Raw genomic sequence first — 22735 nt, 5'->3', positions numbered from 1 at the left:
CGATGAAGTGCGTTAACCACTTGCTTATAGCAGGTATGCTAGCAACGGCCTCTGCCGGAGCAACAGAATTAAATCAAGCGATGGACAAAAGTGCAGCTATCAATGAATCTGCATTAAAGTCTCAAGGGAAAATCGATGGTATTGCAGACGATATGCAGTCTCGTTTGCAAAAGTTCAAGACGTTGAACAAAGAAATCGACGGCCTATCTGTTTACAACGCTCAATTAGAAAAACAAATAAAAAACCAACTTGAAGAAATGGCGGCAATTAACACCTCTATGGACCAAGTTTCGGTGATCGAGCGTCAAATCACACCTCTCATGATGCGCATGATCACAGGTCTGAAACAGTTCGTTGAATTAGATGTGCCTTTCCTTCCCAAAGAGCGTGCCGAGCGTATTACTCAGTTAACTAATTTGATGGACCGAGCTGATATTTCATCAAGCGAAAAGTTCCGCCGCGTACTTGAAGCTTACCAAGTTGAAGTGGACTACGGACGTACTATCGAAGCTTACACCTCATTACTTGACGTGAATGGACAAGAACGTGAAGTAGATTTCCTACGAATTGGTCGTCTTGAGCTGCTTTATGTCACAAAAGATGGCAGCCAAGCTGGTTTTTGGAACAAAGACAGTAACGCTTTTGACGCATTACCAGATACCAACATCAGCCAAATCAATAAAGGCATTCGCATCGCACGTAAGCAGTTAGCACCTGACATGTTAACGCTTCCAGTTCAGGCTGCAGAGTAATAGGTGAGACCACTATGAAATTCGTACAAAAATTCACTAAACACGCTATTTTCGCAACAACACTTGCGTTAACCGCATCTGCGCATGCTGAACAAGCATTAGATTTAGATTCACTACTTAAAACCTTAGAACAAGGGCAAACCGCACAAACAGCGCAAAACAAACAACGTGAAGCCGAGTTCAAAGCGCAGCAAAACAACCAAATCCAAATGTTGAATGCGCTAACGGGTGAACGTAACCAAGCGTTGGCTAAATCTGAACGTCTAGAAACCAATTTCGAAGAAAACGAAATTAAACTGGCCAACCTAAGTGACACCCTTAGCAAGCGTATGGGGACATTAAAAGAACTATTCGGTGTGCTTCAGCAAGTAGCTGGCGACAGCTCAAATAAGTTCGCAACTTCAGTTGTATCAGCTGAAATTAAGGGTCGTGATGATTACATGACTGAGCTTGCGAAAAAGATGGGCTCAACGTCACGTCTAGCATCAATCGAAGACATTGAAAAAGTCTGGTTTGAGATGCAACGTGAAATGACAGAACAAGGTAAAGTGTCACGCTTTAATACCGAAGTTATCGTAGCCGGTGGTGCCAAGCAAAACAAAGAAGTGCTTCGCGTCGGTGCGTTTAACTTAATCGCTGATGGTAAATACCTGACTTACAACAACGATACACAAACACTTTCTGAACTGACTCGTCAGCCAGCGTCTCGTTTCACCTCAACAGCGGGTGAATTACAAAGTGCGAAAGCAGGTTCTGTAGATTTTGCCCTTGACCCAACGGGCGGTTCAATTCTTGGTCTACTAGTACAAGCGCCAAATACCGAAGAACAAGTACACCAAGGTGGCGCGGTAGGTTACGTTATTTTAGGTGTAGGTTTATTGGCACTACTTATTGCAATTGAGCGTTTTGTATCACTCATGTTGATGGGTTCTAAAATCAATCGTCAGCTTAAAGATAGCGTTGCCCGTGACGACAACCCGCTAGGTCGTGTGATGAAAGTGAAAGAGCAATACCCTGATGTGGCTTACGATACGCTAGAGCTCAAACTAAGCGAAGCAATCCTTCGTGAGATGCCAAAGATCACTCGTAACCTGACTTTAATCAAAATTATTTCAGTCGTAGCACCTCTACTTGGTCTACTCGGTACTGTGACCGGTATGATCAACACCTTCCAAGCAATTACCTTGTTTGGTACGGGCGACCCTAAACTCATGGCTGGTGGTATTTCTCAGGCCCTTGTAACAACCGTACTTGGTCTGGTTGTCGCTATCCCAACCGTATTCCTTTACACACTACTAAACACACGTTCTCGTAACTTGCTCCTTATTCTTCAAGAGCAGAGCGCGGGGATCATTGCTGAGCGTAGCGAGAAAGGAGCGTAATCGTGGTTTTATTGCTTGATGCAATTAACGCTTTACGTGAATTCCTTGATACAGGTGGCCAGGTTCTCTTGGTCATCGGCTTCGTAACCTTCGCCATGTGGCTACTTATTCTCGAGCGCTTCATGTTTGTGTTCGGTAAATACAGAGGCTACAAAAACGAAGTCCTACAAGCTTGGAACTCTCGAAATGAGCGTAACAGTTGGAACGCAGAGCAGATAAGACAAGCAACTATCTCTCGCGTAGGGATCAAACTCAACGCCAACTTACCTTATATCAATGTCATGGTGGCACTGTGTCCTTTACTAGGACTCCTAGGCACAGTAACCGGCATGATTGAAGTATTTGACGTAATGGCGATCACCGGATCAGGCAGTGCACGCTCTATGGCATCTGGGGTATCAAAAGCAACTATCCCGACAATGGCAGGCATGGTTGGTGCGCTTTCGGGTGTATTTGCATCGACCTACCTTCAGCGTAAAGCCAAGCGTGAAGTTGAGTTGTTAGAAGATAAAATGCTACTAGACCATTAATCGGTCGTGTGAGGAAAGAATTATGAGAGCACCACTTGCAAAAGTATTCCAAGAAGAAGAAGCAGAAGAAATCAACATGACACCAATGCTGGACGTTGTATTTATCATGCTTATCTTCTTTATTGTAACGGCCTCTTTCGTTAAAGAAGCGGGTATTGATGTTAACCGCCCAGAAGCGGCCACTGCAGTGAAAAAGCAAAGAGCCAATATTCTGGTTGCAATTTCAGATACTGGTGAAATTTGGATTAACAAACGCCAAGTAGACATCCGTGCAGTTCAAGCAAACATTGAGCGTCTTAAAGCGGAAAACCCACAGGGTAGTGTGGTTATTCAAGCTGATAAAAAGGCAACTACTGACACGCTAATTAAAGTAATGGATGCATCACGCGCAGCTGGCGCATTTGATGTTTCAATTGCAGCACAGGAGTCATAGGAACATACCATGCGTTACTTAATTGCTTTAGTAATTGCAGGTATAGTTACTTTTTTCCTTTTCTTGGGTATGCAAGCGCTTATCCAAGGAGGGGAAGGAGCAATGACAGATCCTGTAAAAGGACAAGTACTAGATTTCGTCCGTCTTAAAAAAGAAGAGACGGTGGAGAAAAAAGAGCGTAAGCCACAAAAGCCACCAACACCAAAAGAGCCGCCTCCACCAATGGATGCACCACAAACGCAGAACAACAATCTTGACGCAACAGGCGGCAACTTTGATTTCAGTGCCAATGTGGACGCTGACGTAGATTTGGCGGGTGGTTTAGCACTTGAGTCCAGTGATGGTGAATATCTACCAATCGTTAAAGTTGCGCCAGTATATCCAAGACGTGCGTTATCACGCGGAATTGAGGGGTATGTGATTGTTGAGTTCATTGTAACTAAACAAGGCACCGTGAGAAACCCTGTTGTAGTAAGCGCCGAACCGGAATCAATCTTTGACCAAGCAGCGCTTGATGCAGCATTGAAATTTAAATACAAACCTCGTGTCGTAAACGGTGAACCGGTTGAAGTTGCGGGTGTTCAAAATAAGATTTCATTTCAAATTAATGGCTAACCGCCATTAAGGATTGCGATTATGAAAATATTTAAAAAAATTACGTTAATAAGTGCGTTATTTAGCACAGGTTTAATAGCACCGAGTCTCATTTCGGTCATACCAAATGTTAATTTGGCAACGGCTTATGCAGACTCAGAAACTAAAACCAAGCGTGTGCCCGCGCTACGCGAAAAAGTGTACAGTCAACTGGCTCGCGCGCAAAAACTTGCAGACGACGGTCAAGTTGCAGAAGGCCTCGCCGCATTAGATTCGGTGAAAGAACGCGTTTCGAGTATGAATAGCTACGAAGTGGCAATGATGTATAACTTCTATGGTTTTATTTATTACAACGAGAACAAGCTCGACAAGGCCATCGAATCTTTCAAAGCCGTTATTGCTGAAGAATCTATTCCTGAGTCCCTGCGTCTTTCTACGACATTTAGTTTGGCTCAATTGGCCATGGCAAACAATGATTTTGAAAGTACATTATCATTCCTTGATCAGTGGAAAGAAGTTAATACGCAGGCCCCAAAAAGTAACTTTTATATTTTAAAGGCGCAAGCACAATATCAACTAAAAAAATATAATGATGCGATAAACAATATAAATACTGCGATTGATTTAGTTGAAGCCGACGGTGAACTACCAAAAGAAAACTGGTTAGTTCTTCAACGTGCGATATATTACTCATTAAATCAGCCGGAAAAAGTAGCGGATGTTTTAGAGAAAATGGTTACCCTTTATGACAAACCACAATACTGGATCCAGCTTGGCGGTATGTACGGTGAGATAGGTGCTGAGAAAAAACAGCTTGCAACATTTGAAACTGCGAAGCAAAGAGGCTTTATAAAATCAAAATCTGATTATATGCAACTTGCTCAAGTCTATTTAATGAACGCCTTGCCTTTTAAAGCAGCGGAAGCACTCGATAACGGAATAAAAGCAGGTGTCGTTGAAGACAGCGCCAAAAACCTAACTTTTATCGCAGAAGCTTTCGTTCAAGCAAGAGAAGATAAAAAGTCACTACCTTTTTTCCTAGCTGCAACTGAAAAAGTTGAACATGGTAATTTAGATCAGAGACTTGCAGAGATCTACTTAAATCTTGAAAAGTATGATGATGCCGCAGATCACGCCCGACTTGCTCTCAATAAAGGCGATTTAACGTTTGAGTCTAACGCCTATGTTGCACTTGGAATGGCACAGTTTAACCTGCAAAACTTTGATGCTTCTATATTGGCATTCGAACAAGCTGAAAAGCACAAAAAATCAGCAAACCTCGCCAAGCAATGGATTAAATATGTGAAGCGAGAAAAAGTTCATGCTGAAACATTAAAACAAGCTTTATTATAATATTTTATAATCGCAACACCAAAGCCGCCTTCGGGCGGTTTTTTTATTTTTAAAAGTTCCAATTTTTATTATGAAGATTTAATTACAATCATTTTGTGTAATCTTCGTGTAATAAAACCCCATTAATTTAGTCACATCATTTAAACACAGTAAAAAAATAATTTTTTTAAAAGTCTACTATTGGAGTTAGCAATGGAACTAAAAAACCTCTTCAGAGTCTCTGCAATCGTCGCTGCTATGGCACTTACTGGTTGTGGTGGTGACATCGAAGTTACACCTACTGTAAACGATAACAGCACTAACAATTCAAACAATACAACAAACAATGGCGATTCAGGCGGTGATACAGGTGGCGATACTGGCACAACTAACCCTTGTACAACTCGCGCTGTAGGAAGCACTGAAGTTCAAGGTACGTTCCAAGCACCACACTGTGTATACGGCACTGACTTTGCTTCTAAATCACTAGAAGTACAAGCTGATGTGACATTCAAAAAGCTTGAGAATGGTGGCGCTCACGTATTCAAAGGTGCACTTTTAATCGGTAAAGATTGTAACACGTCAACAGGTTGTACAATCGAGGCGAACGGCCCAACACTAACTGTAGAGCCAGGTGCAGTAATGGCATTCACTTCTGGTGAGTCAGTGGTTCGTATCGCGCGTGGTGCGAAAATCAACGCAGTTGGTACTGCAGCTGAGCCAATTCGTTTCACTTCAGCAGCAGAATTTGACGCATTTAACCTAGCAGGTATCGGTCCACAGTTTGCTGACTGGGGTGGTATCATGGTTAACGGTTTTGGTATCACAAACGAATGTACTGATGCAGAGCGCGATGGCAACCTTTGTAATGCAGATTCTGAAGGTGTAACAAGCTACTATAGCGGTAAAAACAATGCAGATAGCAGCGGTCAAATCAAATATGCGCACATTTGGTATGCAGGTTCTGGTCCTCGTGATGGCGGCCCTGGGGACGACTTAAACTCACTAACACTGAATGCTGTGGGTTCTGGTTCAAGCTTCGAATTCCTTCACATTCACCAAGGTTTTGACGATGGTATCGAATTCTTCGGTGGTGCTGCAAACATCAAAAATATCGTAGTAACGGATACTCAAGATGATGCTGTTGACGTTGATGCAGGATGGCAAGGTAAAGGCCAGTTTATCCTTGTTAAGCACGGTACAATTCAAACTAAGCGTGACGTTACTTATGCTGATGACAACGGCGACGCGGTACTAATTCCTGCGGGCACAGAAGGCTTCATGGGTAACAATGGTTTTGAAACCGATGGTGAAAAAGCAGCAGGCCCTGATTACAGCCAAGCACCAGCATCTACGCTTAATTTTGCAAACGTAACTGTGTTAACGACTGATGGTAACTCAATTCGTGATGATGACGAATCACAAGGTATGAAGTTTGACGATGCAATCCGTGGTATGTATTACAACGCATTAGTAGTTAAATCATCAGCTGCGAATGGCACTGAATGTTTAGAGTTTAAAGATGATAAGGCTGCTGCAAACGCTGAAGCTGATACGCTTAACTACGTAAGCTCTGTACTTGCTTGTGCAGCAAACTTTAAAAATGGTTCTGACCCATTACCTGCAGGTGAAGGTAAAGAAGACTGGTTTGTTAACGCAGGTTCTAACCAAATTCTAAACGGTGCAGCTGACGTACTTGCAGCAGACGGCTTCTCAACAAATTCAAGCTCTACCGCGATCACTGTTGAAGCAAACGACCTAAGCAGCCTAAATGATAACTTCTTCACGACTGTTGATTACATTGGTGCGGTATCTGATAAAGATACATCTTCTGAATGGTATCAGTGGGTTAAGAAAGCAATTGAGGCTTCAAACGCTGACTAATTATCCGTAATGACCTTAGTTATTACAATTAAGGCGCAGTCATTGCGCCTTTTTTATGATTTTTGGCAGGATTGCATATGGATACTCAAATGAAATTTAAAAAAGTTGCTTTAGCCATCAGTACGGCACTCACAGTCGCAACTTCTCTACCAAGCGTTGCAGAAGAAGAACAGGCAATCGAAGAAGTTGTTGCGGTAGGTACTCGTTTGCAAGGTAGTGCTGCGGCGGTAATTGAAGAACGTAAAAACCAAGCCTTCGTTGCGGATATCTTAGGCGCAGAGCAGCTATCTAGAACGGGTGATAGTGATGCAGCATCCGCGCTACGTCGTGTTACCGGTCTTACATTAGTTGACGGCAAGTTTATCTATGTTCGTGGCTTAGGTGAGCGTTACTCAAGTGCTCGCCTGAATGGTGCCGCAGTACCGAGCCCGGACTTAACCCGAAACGTTATTCCACTCGATATTTTTCCAGCAAGCATTATTGAAAGTCTAGCGGTACAAAAGGCTTATTCTCCGTCAATGCCTGCTGCATTCGGTGGTGGTAACATCGATATCCGTACGAAGTCTGTACCATCGGAGTTCACCGCAGGTATTGAGGTAGGTATTGGCCAAAACTTTAATTCTGATAAAGGCTTTACCTACAGCGGAACCGCGGAAGGTATACCTCAAGTACTACAAGATGCAGTTGTAAGATATCGTGGTAACTTTGACATCGGTGAAGTTGTAGACAAAAACGGTTTCAAAGATAAAGACGGGCTAACACGTGCGGATCAAGCAATTGACGTGATCAAAGGGTTTGTGTCATCGCTTCCTCGCGATATTCAAGTCAAAGAAGAGTCCTTAGATCCAAACTTTGATGTAAAAGCCAACATTGGCAATAGTTTCCAAGAAGATTGGTTAGGCGGCACGGTAGGCTTTATGCTTGCAGGTTCCTATGACAATGATTGGAATTATAGCGACCGCACGACGGGCGTTATTGACGACACATTAACTGAAAACTGTACTTCAAAACTAGAAACCGCAGAAGACACAGCCAATTCCTGTTATGTGACACTTAAAGAATCTAAAGTAACCACTGAAACTGAACGCCTAAATGGTGTATTCAATATCGGTTACCGCTTAGATCAGCATAGCATTACTTATTCTAAGATTTATCTCGAAGATAACGAAACCGAATCAGAGTTTTCCGTGTTACAAAGCCCTAACGGTAGTACCGTTAGAACTATAGCGGGAACAGGTGCGGCACAGCGTTCACATCAGTTTGATTACGAAGAACGCACATTGGATATCGACCAAGTGATTGGTCAACACACGTTCCTCGATTACTGGGGGATAGGCTTTGACTGGCAGTATACAGAGTCAAAAGCGCAAACCGATATTCCAACAGAAATCGACTTTAAGTTTATTGATAACTATAACGAAGACGGTTCTTATAAAAACTCCATCGTTACCGGTGATGATAACCGTATAACGTACGCCTTTACAGACATGGAAGACAACGTAAAGTCTTACAGCGGCAATGTCACCTTACCGTTAACCTTCGAGGGCATAGAAATTACCCTTAAAGGTGGTTACGACTTTATGGATAGAGCGCGTGTTTACAATACCAGTAACTTCGTTGTAAATAACAAAAGTGGCATATCCATCCCAGTAAACTTTGATGAATCTGAGATCTATGGATTATCGGGTTATCTTGACGATGAGTTTTTGAACAACAACACTTTCTTGTTGACCTTCAACGAACCTCAGGCACCAGCGGCAGACGATTATATCGCGGCTCAAAAGATTGATGCGGGCTATGGTGAGTTTGATATCTTCTTCGACAATACCTGGCGTATTAGTGGTGGTATTCGTTACGAAGACTTTAAACAAGTGTCACTTGCAACATCGAGTCTAATCTTCGACCGCGTAACGATGGAAACGATTTACGACGAGGAGCGCATTTTAGCTGGTACAGTTAACGAAGATAACTTCTTCAACGCACTATCGCTAACGTATCTTTCAGACGGTAACTATCAAGTACGTTTTGGTTATGGTGAAACCACTGTACGTCCTGACTTACGTGAGTTAGTACCGGTTGCCTACTATGATCCATTAACCGATATCCGCACCTTCGGTGTAGCTGGCCTTAAGAGTAGTGACCTGAAAAACTACGACGCGCGCTTTGAATACTATATGGATAATGGCGATAACTTCTCTGTTGCGGCATTCTATAAAGATATTACGGCGCCAATAGAAAGTATCTTGCGAGTTGGTGATGAAGACTATACAGCAACCTTCGTAAACGGTGAGGAAGGTGAAGTATACGGTATTGAAGCCGAATGGCTATACGACTTATCGGGTCTTGCGAGTGGCTTCTTTACGTCAGGTAACATCACCCTAAGTGATTCTGAAGTATCGATAGATCCAGCTCGTGCTGGTAACTTAACCAACCCAACGAAGCGTATGACGGGTCACTCAGAGTACGTAGTTAATATGCAATTAAACTATGACTCGGCTGATGGTCAACACAGTGGTTCATTAGTGTATAACGTCTTTGGTGAGCGTATTTTGGCTTCAGGGATCGGCGGTAGAGATGATGCTTATGAGCAACCATTCCACTCACTTGACCTAGTATATACTTGGTATCCTGACTTTAACTCTAAAGTTAAATTTAAAGTCAAGAACTTGCTAAATGAAGATCAAGAAGTAACTCAATCTGACGTAGTAGTGCGACAAAAAGATGTCGGTACCTCTGTTAGCCTGAGCTACAGCTACGAGTTCTAAAGAACAACTAAGCTTTAACCAAAGCCAAGGTCAGCCTTGGCTTTTTTGATCTTTATCAATCTTCGAGATATTTTTTTCTACTAATTCATTATTTCATGGACTAAGTTCTGTAACTTTGTGTATAGTTGGACTATATATAAAAATATATCCAAATACTTCAGTAGGTTACTAGGTTGTTAATATACTTGTCATATTTAACCAGTAACATTATTTAAGAGCTTTAAAAACAAAACCATAGCTCGTTACGTACCGAGTTCTTGTTGACGCAAATGCGTTTAATTAGGACAACCTTTACATGTTGTATCCAAACCCCGCAATGCGGGGTTTTTTATTTATTAAATTCCTAATTTCTAGCTAGTCCACCGCGTATTCTTTTGCTATGGTAGCCATCTAGACATACGACTCACGCAATGATCCGTATAATCAAGAATTAAGGCACATAACATGAAAAAAGTAGGACTCGTCGGCTGGCGTGGAATGGTTGGCTCCGTGCTAATGGAGCGTATGCAGCAAGAAAATGACTTTGATGTCATTGATCCACACTTCTTTACTACCTCACAAGCAGGTCAACTCGGCCCTGTTGTTAAAGGCGGTGGTGAGCCAAAGCCGCTTCAAGACGCTAGCGATATTCAATCGCTTAGCGAAATGGATATTATCATCTCCTGCCAAGGTGGAGATTATACCAAATCTGTATATCCTTCATTGCGTGAACAGGGCTGGGAAGGCTATTGGATAGATGCAGCCTCAGCACTGAGAATGGAAAAAGACAGTATTATTGTGCTTGATCCTGTCAACAAAGATGTCATTCAACAAGGTCTTGAACAAGGTGTAAAAACCTTTGTCGGTGGTAATTGCACGGTTTCTCTTATGCTACTTGCGCTTGGTGGTTTATTCGAGCAAGACTTAATAGAGTGGGTGAGCCCAATGACCTATCAAGCGGCATCAGGTGCAGGCGCGAGAAATATGCGTGAACTCATCACTCAAATGGGTGAGATCCACTGCTCGGTTAAAGCACAACTCGACAACCCAAGTTCAGCCATCTTAGAAATTGATAAGCTTGTGGCGGAAAAAATCAAAGATGAATCTTTACCACAAGATCAATTTGGTGTGCCGTTGGCCGGCAGCTTAATTCCGTGGATTGACGTTCCAATGCCGTCTGGTCAAAGTAAAGAAGAGTGGAAAGCACAAGTAGAAGCAAACAAAATCCTTGGCTCGTCAAAGCAACCTATTCCTATCGACGGATTGTGTGTACGAATTGGCGCGATGCGCTGTCATTCACAAGCACTCACCATCAAGTTACGTGAAAATCGAAGCGTCGAAGAAATAGAGGAAATTCTAGCGGCACATAATGAATGGGTGCGCGTTATTCCAAATGAGCGTGATATTACGGCAAAAGAGCTAACTCCTGTAAATGTCACTGGCACACTGAGTATTCCTGTAGGCAGGATAAGAAAGCTCACAATGGGTGAAAAATATATCAGTGCATTTACTGTTGGTGATCAACTTTTATGGGGGGCGGCAGAGCCACTTCGTAGAATGTTAAGGATCATTACAGGTTAATTTCAAAAGGCGCCGTTGGCGCCTTTTGCTTTTTAATCGATGACTTTTGTAAGACCGATTAAGGCGTTTTCACTCTCACCATCGTGGCATCGAGTGTCACCGCTATCCCTATTTTCAATGACTAAGCGATATACGGTGCGGTATTTTTCGCCTTCGCGGATAGCATCTAAAACCGGAGCCAAAAGGTAGTGCTGTTCTGGATAGATAACAACAGGCTCAAGGTCGAAACCAGATTCACGCTCAAACCTTACTTCATAACGGTTGTCACCTTTTGAGTAAAGGTCGTACACGATACCTTTACACGTAAATACAACCGCATATGACTTCAAAGAGATAAGCGCAAGGCTCACTAACATTAGTTTGATAAATCCTTTCATACATTCCTCTATTTAATTTTGACGCCAATACCATTATTAGCAACAAGAAGGTAGCAACACTGCATTACCATTTGTTTTCAGAAAAATTACTTCAAGTAACATTTATCATATCCTTACTGCCTCAAAACGCTAAATCTATCACGATGTTTGTTACAAAATATCTCACCTTAATTTTGTTGGGCTATAGTTACCTCGATTAAACAATAATCTACGCTCGCGCTACGGAGAGACGAATGGGTATTTTGAAAAGATTTTCGATTATGCAGCTCACGATGATAAGTTCTATCTCGCTGCTTGCATTTTTACTATTTTTAGTTGGCAAAAACGTTTTGAATAACTGGAGACAGTACAATGCGGCCGATCAAGATATCAACTATGTCGTTTTACTCGACGCCATTGAGAAAGTAGCGCATCACCATGCGGTAGAGCGCGGCTTAACGGCAGGGTTCCTTGGTAATCCAAGTAGTGATAATAAACGAAAAGTCGACGAGCAACGTGAAATTGCCGACCAAACAATATCAACCCTAAAAAGTATTCACTCTTCACTGTTTCTTAAAGATAAAAATGTACAAAAGTGGTTACCTTATATTTTTGAAGTGGAAGCCAATAAGAACCGCGTAAGAGATGAGGTCGACAGGAAGAATGGCAGTAATGCCTTTGCTTACTACAGCAAACTTAATCAAGTTTCATTAAATACGGCTGCAAAAATTCAAGCCTACGTATCAGATAGAACCCTATCTTCTGAACTTTCTATTGCTTTCCTTATTGCCCAAAGTAAAGAGCGCCTTGGACAGATCCGTGGCAAAGTGAATGGTGTGCTTGCGAAAAAAGCAATGTCAGACACCCTCAAAGACGATATCAAGTACTATCGCCAACAGCTAGAGATGTCATTACATCAATTAAAAACCGCACTCGAAGGCACAGGCCAAAGCAACGTACAAACTATTTTATCTTCAAGCGAGGCAAAAGCGTTCAATCAAATTCTTGATACTCTTGAAAGCCAAGGGCAAGTTGACTTTAGTCGCTTACCTTCAAGTGCCGAGTGGTTTTCTGCTGCGACAAGTTTAATCGGTAAGTTCAAGACCAAACTCGATTCCGTATGGGAAATGACAATTAAAGATAGCCAAAAGCACAAATCAGATATCGCATTTGAAAGTATCTTAATGTTTGTGCTTTTTGTCATCGTTCTCAGCTTTATCGCGCTCGTCAACTTTCACCTCATTCGCTCACTACGCTCAGAGCTTTCACAATTAACAAGCATATTAAAACGTGTAGCTGAAGAGGGCGACTTAACTTTAGATATGCGCTTAAACACTCGCGACGAACTTGGGCAAATCTCCGAGTCAATTTACAATACGATTTATGCGTTTAAAGATTTAATGGTTGGCTTAGCCAAGTCCGTACAGGTAGGTACAAGGCTTGGCGAAAAAATGCATTTAGCAGCCTCTAATGTCAATGAGGATGCACAAAAAACCCAAGGCATGGCATCTTCCATTGCGGTTGCAATAGAAGAAATGGCCGCAACCAGCCAAGAAATCGCAAAACTCGCGCAAGATACACTAGATGCCAGCGACCAACTTAACATCGAATCACAGCAATTACTTGCAGACAACCAAAAGAACTTAGACACCATGAAAACCCTCTCGATGAGTATGAACACCGTCGACGAGATGGCCGCGAGTATGGAAAAGCAAGTTTCTGAGATAAATACTATCTTGGACTCCATTCGCAGTGTTGCCGAGCAAACTAACTTGCTTGCACTCAATGCCGCAATAGAAGCAGCCCGCGCAGGCGAGCACGGTCGTGGCTTTGCAGTTGTAGCCGATGAAGTGCGTGGACTTGCAAACAACAGTAAACAATCTTCAGAGCAAATTTCCACACTGTTACTTAGCTTGTCAGAAATAAGCCAAAGCGTTGTGAAATCAATCAGAGAAAACACACTGCTCACACAAAATACCATGAACGAAGTAGAAGAAACGCGTAAAGTATCGCTCAGAGTAAACGAACACAGTACACATGTTGAAAAACTCACGACCTCAGTTGCCACCGCAGCCTGCGAACAATCAGAAGTCGCCGCCGATATATCACAAAACACCGCCGCAGTGCTTGAAGCCGCAAACCATGAATTAGATACATCGAAAGCGTTAAATGAATTGTTTAAAGATATGAAACTAAATAGCGATACGCTACAACGCACAATGGATATATTTAAAATAGATAAGAGCTAGCACCCTATGAATATTCGAGAGTTGACAGAGGAAGACTATCCGAGAATTTTTGAGATCTATTCGAAATCTAAACTGGATGAGCTTCGTTTTGAGAAAAAGACATTTAAGCTCTTGCCTCTAGAAAATGATGAAAAGAGACTACCAGCGCTGAAGGAATCAAAGATATACGTTTTTGATGATGGGAATATTCTTGGGTTTGGAGCAATATTTGGGTCAGAGATTAGAGCACTATTTGTTTGCCCTAGTGCTAGAGGAAACGGAATCGGAAGAAAAATACTTGAATTCCTTTTGTCACAAATATGCGGCAAGGCGAACCTTTTTGCCGCCAAGACAAATGAGCCTGCAAAGGAGTTATACAAGGCATACGGATTCGAAGTGTCTGATGAATTTCTCACTGAATATAATGGCGAGTCAGTGTATGCGAATGAAATGGTTCGTATAAAAGGGCAGTACTAGCAAGACGAAGTAATATGAACTTCAGATAGCTCGAACGTGTACTTTGGCGTTTTTATCTGCCAAAGAATACCTGAGCCTATAGCTGTAATTTCATTCAGCCGTTAACGGGAATTGGTGACGCCTACCACCATTTGCATCAATGCTGGGGGACTTTTGAAAGTGCGAATTATTGGTGTAAATATTTGATCTGTTTTTTGCGTGATTACCAAGGGATACTGACGGTATAAGTATCAGCTAATTTTTACCAGTGCATAAATGAGCTTACGATCAGTATTACTTATTAGGTTTAGAATTCACCTGCCAGACAGTTATAAGAGGACGGTGACGGTTTCAGCATTACAAGGTATATTTGTAACTCCCCCAAAAAATGAAACAGTTCATAAGTAGAATTTTCCATTAACTAAAATAGGAAAATTTACGATGAGAAAAAGCAAGTTCACCGAAACTCAAATTGTCAGCATGATCAAAGAAGCTGAGGCGGGTATTCCTGTGCCTGAAATCTGCCGTAAACACGGTATCGGCCAAAGTACATTTTACAAATGGCGCTCAAAGTATGGTGGTATGGAAGCGTCTGATGTTAAACGCCTCAAAGAGCTTGAAGAAGAAAACCGTAAGCTAAAAGATATGTTTGCAACGCTTAGCCTAAAGCACTCGATGCTTGAGGATATCATCGCAAAAAAGCTGTAAAAACAAGTAGGCGCAGAGCTTGGGTAGAGCATTTAAGAGCTCAATTTAACGTCAGCGTCGCATTTGCTTGTGAAGTGGCAGGGCTAAGCCGCTCAGTTTTTTATTACAAACATAAACGGCCGTTAGATGATGAAGTTATCGACGCATTACTTGCGCTGGTAGAGCGCCATCCTAGGTGGGGGCTGCCTAAGCTATTCAAAAGGCTTCGTAATAAAGGTAAGTCGTGGAATAAAAAGCGTGTTGAACGCGTTTACAGCATGCTAAAACTAAACTTGAGACGTAAAGGAAAGCGCCGTGTTCCAACAAGAACACCTGAACCATTAAGTGCACCGACACAACATAATGAATCGTGGTCAATGGACTTTATGAGTGACGCATTAATCTATGGACATCGTTTTAGAACACTGAATGTGCTGGATGATTTCAACCGACAAGCACTGGCGATTGAGGTCGATACAAGCTTAACTTCTGCACGAGTCATTAGAACGCTACAACAAATTATTGCTTGGCGAGGAAAACCAAAGCAGATTAGAGTGGATAATGGTCCAGAATTTACTTCAACGGTACTCGAAGATTGGGCAATGAAAAATGACATCAAGTTGGAATTCATAGAGCCTGGCAGTCCTTACCAAAATGGTTTTGTGGAAAGGTTTAACCGAAGTTATCGTGAAGAAGTGCTCGATTTATACTTGTTTGAGTCACTGCAAGAAGTACGTGAAATCACAGATGAGTGGTTAGATATTTATAATTATGAGCGACCACATGATTCACTTGGCGATATGACACCAATTGGTTATCTTGAGGCTGCATAAAATTCTACGAAATAGCTGTACTAAATTGGGTGGAGTTACATATTAGTACTAATAACCTATGATACTCCAATAGAGAGCGGAAAATATGAAAACTTTAATCTACGTCGTAGGGTTAGCATTATTCTCATTTTTCACTGACTTTTCTTCTTCATCAGGGTTTGAAGGGATCTTTAGTCCCATTTTATCAGGCCTATTGCTAATCTTGTTGGTTGGTAAAGTTACTTCTTCCTTTGGAGGCTCTGGCAACTATACGGGCAGAACGAATGGTGATGGGGGAGGCTTTTTCGGCAATTCAGGAGGGGATGGTGGCTGCAATGGTGGAGATGGCGGAAGTTGTTAATGGCAGCAATCATATATGGCTACCAGCCAAGGAATTCATGTATAAGCTTTTTATTAATCGAAATACGCGCATAAAATCGCAACTTCAACTTAGGTGTTTTTCACTCAAAAAAATTAAGAAATGGACAGAGAGGCAGAAAAGAATCAATGTTTAAGTTCACTATTCTTTTTTGCTCCCGAAATAGGTAATAAGCATAGTATTCCACTGCTTAAGACTTAACAAGAGGTTGTGTTTTTAGCAAAGTCATTTTGGTAAGTTAGACGAGAAGGATTGATAGGCTATCTGGAGCGGTGGTATTTTGCGATGGTGATGGTAATAATGAGTTTCAGCGTCTAATTCTAGAACAACTAAAACCCATCAAATAAAACAATAAACTAAACCTTATCCAAGCCAATATTGACCAAAAAGTTGAGGTAGTTCAGCCTTTAACTGTTTTGGTTTATTTTTAAACTTTTTACCTTGCGGCGGAAAGTTCACGACACTGTGATACGGAAGTTCGTCTTGATTTTTTTCTTCAAAAAGCAACCCTGCAACTAAATCTAATTCGTCAATAAACGGGTAGGGCAGGTCGTCTTTATTCGGAATAGCAAACTTATTAGCTAATTCGTCTGGTTCCGCAGTGAGTACGCTTACCGCTTCAGGGCCACGACTGATGATCCAATTACAAAAATCCAAGAAGTCATATTCGCTATTACAGCCTGCAATCACGTAGGCCACTTTCCAGTTATCCCAATGCCACAGTGCTCTTAGTTCTTTGGTATATAATGCATCGAACTGAGCAATTTCTTCTGAGCTTAACGGTGATAAACGCGTTTTTAAATATTCATTATCGTTTGAATGATCGGGGGCGGTGACAAGCTGCCAGAAGCGTTCGAGTTCCATGTGCATAATCTAACTTGATAAAAACGAGATTATAGCCAGTAACCTAATGAGAGTAAATCGAAGCCGCCATGCATAACAGCTGAAGCGGGTTGTACGTAACACAACGTGCTCACCCGCCCAAAAAGATCACAGTGACAGCTAAAAGGTAAGTGGTTTTATCCTTTCAGCGCTTTGTCACCACGGCCAATACCTACCGCGCCAGAGCGCACTAGTTCAATAATGTCGCTTTCGTGACGTAATAGATCCAAGAAAGACTCAAGACGGTCGGCTGAGCTTACCATCTGTAATATATAACTTTGTTTGCCCATATCTATAATGCTAGCTTGAAACACCTCAGCAACACGATTGATAGCTGCTCGTGTTACTTCGTCTCTGGCATAGACTTTTACCAGTAGTAGCTCTCTTTCAATGTGCTGCATATCAGTTAAATCTATGACCTTAAGCACATCCACTAGCTTGTTCACTTGCTTAGTGATTTGTTCAACAATGCGGTCATCGCCTTGGGTCGTGATGGTAATACGAGATAGCGTTTTGTCTGCAGTCGTACCTACTGTTAAGCTATCAATGTTGTACGCACGCTGAGAAAATAAACCCACAATACGAGAAAGAGAACCTGGTTCATTCTCCAATAGAATCGATAATATTCTTCTCATTATGCTTTTACTCCTTTTTTCAACCACATCTCGTCTATCGCACCTTGCTTAATTTGCATTGGATACACATGCTCTGACTCATCGACCAAAATATCTAAAAATACAAGTCGGTCTTTAATCGACATTGCTTTTTCCAGCGCTGCATCAAGTTGCTCAGGCTTATCAACCCGAATACCGATATGACCATAACTCTCGGCAAGCGCAACAAAATCAGGCAGTGATTCCATATAAGAGCTTGCGTGACGTCCCTCATACATCATGTCTTGCCATTGGCGTACCATACCAAGCGAGCGGTTGTTTAACGAGATGACTTTGACAGCAAGGCCGTATTGCAAACAAGTTGAAAGCTCCTGAATATTCATTTGAATTGAGCCGTCTCCAGTTACGCACAATACTTCGCTTTGCGGGAATGCCATTTTTACGCCCATCGCAGCAGGTAAGCCAAACCCCATGGTGCCAAGACCGCCTGAATTGATCCATTGACGAGGTGATTTAAACGGGTAGTACTGCGCTGCAAACATTTGATGCTGTCCTACGTCTGAGCAAACATATGCGTCACCGCTGGTCATTTGGTATAGCTTTTCGATAACCGTTTGCGGCTTGATTTTTTCAACACCCGCTGTAAACGACAAACACTTCTGAGAGCGCCATGTGGTAATTGCTTGCCACCAATCTTCTTGTGCAGCGCGGTCGATGCGCTTCTCGCTTTTTTCGATACCGCGTAGCAATTGCTCCATCACTGTATCTAAACAGCCCACAACTGGAATATGCGCTTGAATGGTCTTAGAAATTGAAGTTGGATCCACATCAACGTGAACAATTTTGGCATCCGGACAAAACTTCTTAACGTTATTGGTCACACGGTCATCAAAACGCGCCCCTAACGCTAAGATAACATCGGCATTCGCCATCGCCTTATTCGCTTCAAGACTTCCGTGCATCCCTAACATGCCAATAAAGTTAGGATGTGTGCCACTGATCCCGCCAAGACCCATTAGGGTATTGGTGATAGGCGCGTTTAATTTCTCAACCAGCTCAGTTAGTTTTTCCGAGGTATTCGAAAGAATAATGCCGCCGCCAGAATAGATAACCAAACGCTTCGCTTCAATAATGGCTTCAACCGCTTTGCGGATCTGCTTGGAATGCCCCTTTACACTCGGGTTGTAAGTTCGCATATCAATCTGTTCAGGCATCTGATAATCGAATTTAAGCGCAGGGTTCAAAATATCTTTTGGCAGCTCAACTACAACCGGTCCTGGTCTACCAGAGTTTGCTAGATAAAATGCCTTAGCTAATACTTCTGGGATTTTTGTCGCGTCGCGGCAGTTAAAACTGTGTTTAACGATAGGGCGAGAGCAACCAACAATATCCGTTTCTTGAAACGCATCATCGCCGATTAGGTTTGAAGGTACTTGCCCTGAGAGTACAACCATTGGGATTGAATCCATATAAGCAGTCGCGATCCCTGTAATGCAGTTAGTGGCACCAGGGCCACTGGTCGCCAGGACAACACCGACGTCTCCCGTTGCTCTGGCGTAACCGTCTGCCATGTGGGTCGCTGCTTGCTCATGTCTAACCAAGATATGTTCAATATCTGATTGCTGAAACAAGGCATCATAAAGATCAAGAACCGACCCTCCGGGATAGCCAAATATGTATTTTACTTTTAATGCGCTCAATGCTTTTACTACTAGCTCGGAGCCGTTGTATTGCTCTGCCATTACCTCATTCCTCGTTGACTGTGCGTGCCTGTTATATTTCTAAAATCAAAAAAAACCCCGCTGGTTGCGGGGTTTGAGTATTTCTTTCAAGTAATAGCTCCCCGCTGAACTCTATGAAGAGACCAGTACCACCACGAGAACGATTAGTTGAAAGAAATTAGTCATTGTTTTGCCTTTAAGTTGATTTCAAAGTTAGCCTACACAGTATTAGATATAAATTCCACCTTTCCACCTTTCAATTGTTGAAATATTACATTTCAATTTAAAATTCACCACCAATTAGATTTTTTATTTAGTAGCACTTCTACGGGAACAAAGCGATAAAAATGCTAAACTTAAAGCTCAATTGTACTGGGGTCTCTTAGATGAATATTTTTAAACTAAGCATATTGTCATCGATCACGCTGCTATCAAGTACAGCGTCAGCGCAGGTACTCTATAAAGATCAGGTTATTTATTGGCAGGAGAAAAAGCTCGGCCGCACATTGAGTGAATACGAGCGAAAAATTGCGCTTGAGCAATTTATCAAAACAAAGCCCATTGCCAGCCAAATAAAAACACCCTACGCAATTAAAAACGTGCACCTTGGCAACACTAAGTTAGGCAAGCAATTTGCGGTGGGCACGGCGCAAACACTTAATGAAGCCAAAATTCTTGCTATTTTGGTTGATTTCCCGGATTTGCCTAACGACCAGAACCGACTAAACTCCGGTGATACGGATATGTACTACTCAAGCTATCCCGCGTCTCACTACCAATCACTATTGTACTCAGATAGCGGCTATAACGGGCCTAACAACGAATCTTTGCAATCCGCTACCCAGTTTTATCAAGCGGCCTCAGGCGGTAGCTTTAAGGTATCTGGCAATGCATTTGGCTGGGTAAGAGCCGCTCAAAATGCAGCCTACTATGGCGAACAAGAAGGCGACACCCGAGACTTAAGACCCGAAGAGTTAGTGTTCGAAGCTGTAAGCAAAGCCGTAACTCAATTTAATATCGACTTATCTGAGTACGATAAAACAGATTTGAACGACATAGATGGTGATGGCAACCGCCTTGAGCCGGATGGCATTATTGACCATGTCATGTTATTTCATTCAAGTATTGGTCAAGAGGCTGGTGGCGGCGTATTAGATACTGATGCAATTTGGTCACATCGCTTCTTCGTATTTGATGAAAACAACCAACCTAAGGCAATTCCAGATACCAACTACAAGGTTTATAACTACACCATTAATCCTATTGATGCTGCAATCGGTGTGGTTGTCCATGAGTTTGGTCATGACCTCGGATTACCGGACGAATACGATTTAAATTCCAATGACATAGGTGAACCCGTTGCGCTTTGGTCAGTCATGTCTTCAGGCAGTTACTTAGGTCAATTAAGTGGCTCGCAACCAACCCAATTTTCCCCTAAAAGCCTTGAGTTTTTACAACAAAATTATGCAGGAAATTGGCTAAACCAAACCGAGTACACATTTGATGATTTGAGTACAGAACAAACGGTAACGCTCACAGATATTGGGGTGAACAATGGTACTACGAATCAAATAAAGATAAATCTGCCTGCTCAACTAGAGGAATTCATAACGCCACTTGATGGGAATTATCACTATTACTCAGGACAAGACGACAAACTCAATAACCAAGCAAGTTTTACCTTAAGTTTGCCTAATGCAAGCCAAATTTCATTATCCATGCTTGCAAATTATAGTATCGAGCTTAACTACGATATTTTCCAAGTGGCGGTAAATGGCCAGCCAATTGCTGGCAATACCACAAAATCGAACCATCCAAATTATGCCAGTGTGACTAATTACATGGATGGCGAGTCGTCGGCTTTTGGGGCTAACCCAATTACGCTAGATTTTGATATCTCAGCGTACCGAGGACAAACTGTTACCGTAACATTCGTATATCAAACTGACGATTTTGAAACACTAAAAGGGGTATTACTCGATAACATCGCAGTGACAGCGGATGGTTCGCAAATTTATACCAATACCGCAGAGCCAACAAACGACTTAGTCTACAACGGTTTTCGTAAAATATCTGGTTACAGAGCTAAACCTAGTAACGCTTACTACGCGCATTTACGCTCATTTAGAGGGTTAGATGCTGGTTTGTCTTTGTCTGGTTATAATACAGGTGTGTTGATGTGGTACAGCAACGATGGGCAAAGCAATAACTCTACTTCGTTACACCCTGGCTCTGGCGATATGTTGGTGATTGACCAAGACCAAAACCCGATCTTCAAAGCCGACGGCACAACACCCGCAACGAGTATTATTCAAATCAAAGATGCAACACTGCGTTTAGATACTCAAAAAGCGGGTCTTGGTGATCAACATCTCACGCCGATCAGTACGTTTGATGATACTCAGGATTACACCTTCTCGATCCAAAAGGAGTCAGGTGTTAGTTTGCCTGGTTTTGGTGTTCAACTTAGATTGAATACCATAGAAGAAGATGCGAGCAGTGCGCAAGTTGGTGTAATTTATCTCAGCGACCCTAAAATCACTCAAGTACAATCGCAAAACACCGTTAAGTTTAATGTCAAAGGCCTAGCATTAAACGAATCAGATAGCTTTTTGTGGAACTTTGGTGATGGTCAAACAAGTAACGCGCTTTCACCAGTTCACAGCTATCAAGATATCGGCAACTATACGGTAATGTTCACACGAACCAAAGCAGACGGAAGCAATTCAGCGCTGAGTTCAAATGTCAGCGTTGGCAACGTCGAGCCAATCCCGCTTACAGTCGGTGATATCAAAGCGACCGCAGTAGGGCAAGGCTTTGTCTTCAACGCCGAAGTTATCGGTGGCAAAGCGCCTTATGAACTTGAGTGGAATTTTGGTGACGGGACCACAGCAACATCAAACTCAGTTGAACATATCTATGAGCTAAGCGGCACGTACACAGTAACACTTAATGTGAAAGACGCCGAAGGTGAAGCGGTAACTAAATCAACCTCGGTGACTGTCGTAGTACCACTAAGCATTGAAGCCACAGCGACCACATCTAACTTACAGGCAAGCTTTGTCGCAACTGCTGTTGGTGGCGATGGTAACTATCAAGCTAATTGGGATTTCGGTGATGGCACACAAGGTTCTGGTTTGACTACAACGCATAGTTACACTCAAGCGGGCACATATAATGTCGTGTTAACGCTATCGGATGGTGCGGATCAAAGCGCGAAAGGCACTGTTGAGATCACAGTGACAGCCCCAACAACAACGCCAACGGACTCTGGTGATAGCGGATCGTCTGGGGGCAGTATCGGATGGTTTGCGTTAATCGGTGGAATGCTAGTGGGATTAAGAAGAAGGTGGTGCTAACGCACCACC

Annotated in this window: 18 protein-coding genes; 14 read left to right on the top strand and 4 right to left on the bottom strand. The window is 42.5% G+C overall.

Translation table 11 applies throughout. The annotated features are described in order from the left end of the window. Positions 1-2: 2 nt before the first annotated feature. The 9 genes from PPIS_RS24590 to asd all read left to right on the top strand — a co-directional run bounded on the left by PPIS_RS24590 (position 3) and on the right by asd (position 11232). Entirely contained in the window at positions 3-752 is a 750-nt protein-coding gene (locus PPIS_RS24590) for a DUF3450 domain-containing protein (protein WP_010378702.1), read from the top strand. A gap of 14 nt (positions 753-766) precedes the next feature. Then, positions 767-2134: a MotA/TolQ/ExbB proton channel family protein gene (locus PPIS_RS24585; protein WP_010378704.1), complete on the top strand. Its 1368-nt coding sequence runs from the start codon at positions 767-769 to the stop codon at positions 2132-2134. A 2-nt stretch (positions 2135-2136) separates the two neighbouring features. After that, the gene (locus tag PPIS_RS24580; protein WP_010378705.1) at positions 2137-2664 is read left to right on the top strand and encodes a MotA/TolQ/ExbB proton channel family protein; all 528 of its coding nucleotides are present in this window, start codon (positions 2137-2139) and stop codon (positions 2662-2664) included. 22 nt (positions 2665-2686) lie between these two features. Then, the gene (locus tag PPIS_RS24575) at positions 2687-3097 is read left to right on the top strand and encodes an ExbD/TolR family protein (RefSeq protein WP_010378708.1); all 411 of its coding nucleotides are present in this window, start codon (positions 2687-2689) and stop codon (positions 3095-3097) included. A 9-nt stretch (positions 3098-3106) separates the two neighbouring features. Continuing rightward, on the top strand, positions 3107-3712 hold the full coding sequence (locus tag PPIS_RS24570; protein WP_010378710.1) for an energy transducer TonB: 606 nt from the start codon (positions 3107-3109) through the stop codon (positions 3710-3712). 21 nt (positions 3713-3733) lie between these two features. Next, positions 3734-5044: a tetratricopeptide repeat protein gene (locus PPIS_RS24565; RefSeq protein ID WP_010378712.1), complete on the top strand. Its 1311-nt coding sequence runs from the start codon at positions 3734-3736 to the stop codon at positions 5042-5044. A gap of 192 nt (positions 5045-5236) precedes the next feature. Continuing rightward, entirely contained in the window at positions 5237-6907 is a 1671-nt protein-coding gene (locus tag PPIS_RS24560) for a hypothetical protein (protein ID WP_010378714.1), read from the top strand. A gap of 77 nt (positions 6908-6984) precedes the next feature. Continuing rightward, positions 6985-9672, top strand: a complete 2688-nt coding sequence (locus tag PPIS_RS24555; protein ID WP_010378716.1) for a TonB-dependent receptor domain-containing protein — start codon at positions 6985-6987, stop codon at positions 9670-9672. Between the two features lie 444 nt (positions 9673-10116). Next, positions 10117-11232, top strand: coding sequence for an aspartate-semialdehyde dehydrogenase (gene asd / locus PPIS_RS24550; protein WP_010378717.1), 1116 nt, complete (start codon positions 10117-10119; stop codon positions 11230-11232). A 32-nt stretch (positions 11233-11264) separates the two neighbouring features. Here asd and PPIS_RS24545 read toward each other — a convergent pair whose 3' ends face one another. Then, entirely contained in the window at positions 11265-11609 is a 345-nt protein-coding gene (locus tag PPIS_RS24545) for a hypothetical protein (RefSeq protein ID WP_010378719.1), read from the bottom strand. Positions 11610-11842: 233 nt separating this feature from the next. Here PPIS_RS24545 and PPIS_RS24540 point away from each other — a divergent pair, with 233 nt between their 5' ends. From PPIS_RS24540 to PPIS_RS25030, 4 genes are all read left to right on the top strand, one after another. Next, complete coding sequence (locus PPIS_RS24540; RefSeq protein WP_010378722.1) at positions 11843-13837, top strand: methyl-accepting chemotaxis protein; 1995 nt, start codon at positions 11843-11845, stop codon at positions 13835-13837. A 6-nt stretch (positions 13838-13843) separates the two neighbouring features. Next, the gene (locus PPIS_RS24535) at positions 13844-14293 is read left to right on the top strand and encodes a GNAT family N-acetyltransferase (protein ID WP_010378724.1); all 450 of its coding nucleotides are present in this window, start codon (positions 13844-13846) and stop codon (positions 14291-14293) included. A gap of 420 nt (positions 14294-14713) precedes the next feature. Beyond that, positions 14714-15792 (top strand): IS3 family transposase gene (locus PPIS_RS24530; protein WP_145957329.1). Its coding sequence is split into 2 segments (ribosomal slippage): positions 14714-14966 and positions 14966-15792, totalling 1080 coding nucleotides; the frame shifts between segments, so codons are not numbered across the junction. An 85-nt stretch (positions 15793-15877) separates the two neighbouring features. Next, positions 15878-16132 (top strand): hypothetical protein, encoded by a 255-nt coding sequence (locus PPIS_RS25030; RefSeq protein ID WP_069019196.1) that lies wholly within the window; start codon positions 15878-15880, stop codon positions 16130-16132. Between the two features lie 381 nt (positions 16133-16513). Here PPIS_RS25030 and PPIS_RS24520 read toward each other — a convergent pair whose 3' ends face one another. The 3 genes from PPIS_RS24520 to PPIS_RS24510 all read right to left on the bottom strand — a co-directional run bounded on the left by PPIS_RS24520 (position 16514) and on the right by PPIS_RS24510 (position 19388). Beyond that, on the bottom strand, positions 16514-17014 hold the full coding sequence (locus tag PPIS_RS24520) for a DUF4240 domain-containing protein (RefSeq protein WP_010377109.1): 501 nt from the start codon (positions 17012-17014) through the stop codon (positions 16514-16516). Between the two features lie 155 nt (positions 17015-17169). Continuing rightward, positions 17170-17667, bottom strand: a complete 498-nt coding sequence (gene ilvN / locus PPIS_RS24515; protein WP_010377111.1) for an acetolactate synthase small subunit — start codon at positions 17665-17667, stop codon at positions 17170-17172. Further along, on the bottom strand, positions 17667-19388 hold the full coding sequence (locus PPIS_RS24510; protein ID WP_010377112.1) for an acetolactate synthase 3 large subunit: 1722 nt from the start codon (positions 19386-19388) through the stop codon (positions 17667-17669). Before PPIS_RS24510 ends, ilvN begins: the two co-directional genes overlap by 1 nt. 365 nt (positions 19389-19753) lie before the next feature. Between PPIS_RS24510 and PPIS_RS24505 the strand changes: the two genes are divergently transcribed. Next, positions 19754-22726, top strand: coding sequence for an immune inhibitor A domain-containing protein (locus PPIS_RS24505; RefSeq protein ID WP_010377114.1), 2973 nt, complete (start codon positions 19754-19756; stop codon positions 22724-22726). Positions 22727-22735: the final 9 nt, after the last annotated feature.

Origin of the sequence: Pseudoalteromonas piscicida (assembly GCF_000238315.3) — a bacterium.
GTDB lineage: Bacteria > Pseudomonadota > Gammaproteobacteria > Enterobacterales > Alteromonadaceae > Pseudoalteromonas > Pseudoalteromonas piscicida.
Note: the sequence above shows the minus strand (reverse complement) of the source record. Positions and strands in the feature narration are given on the sequence as shown.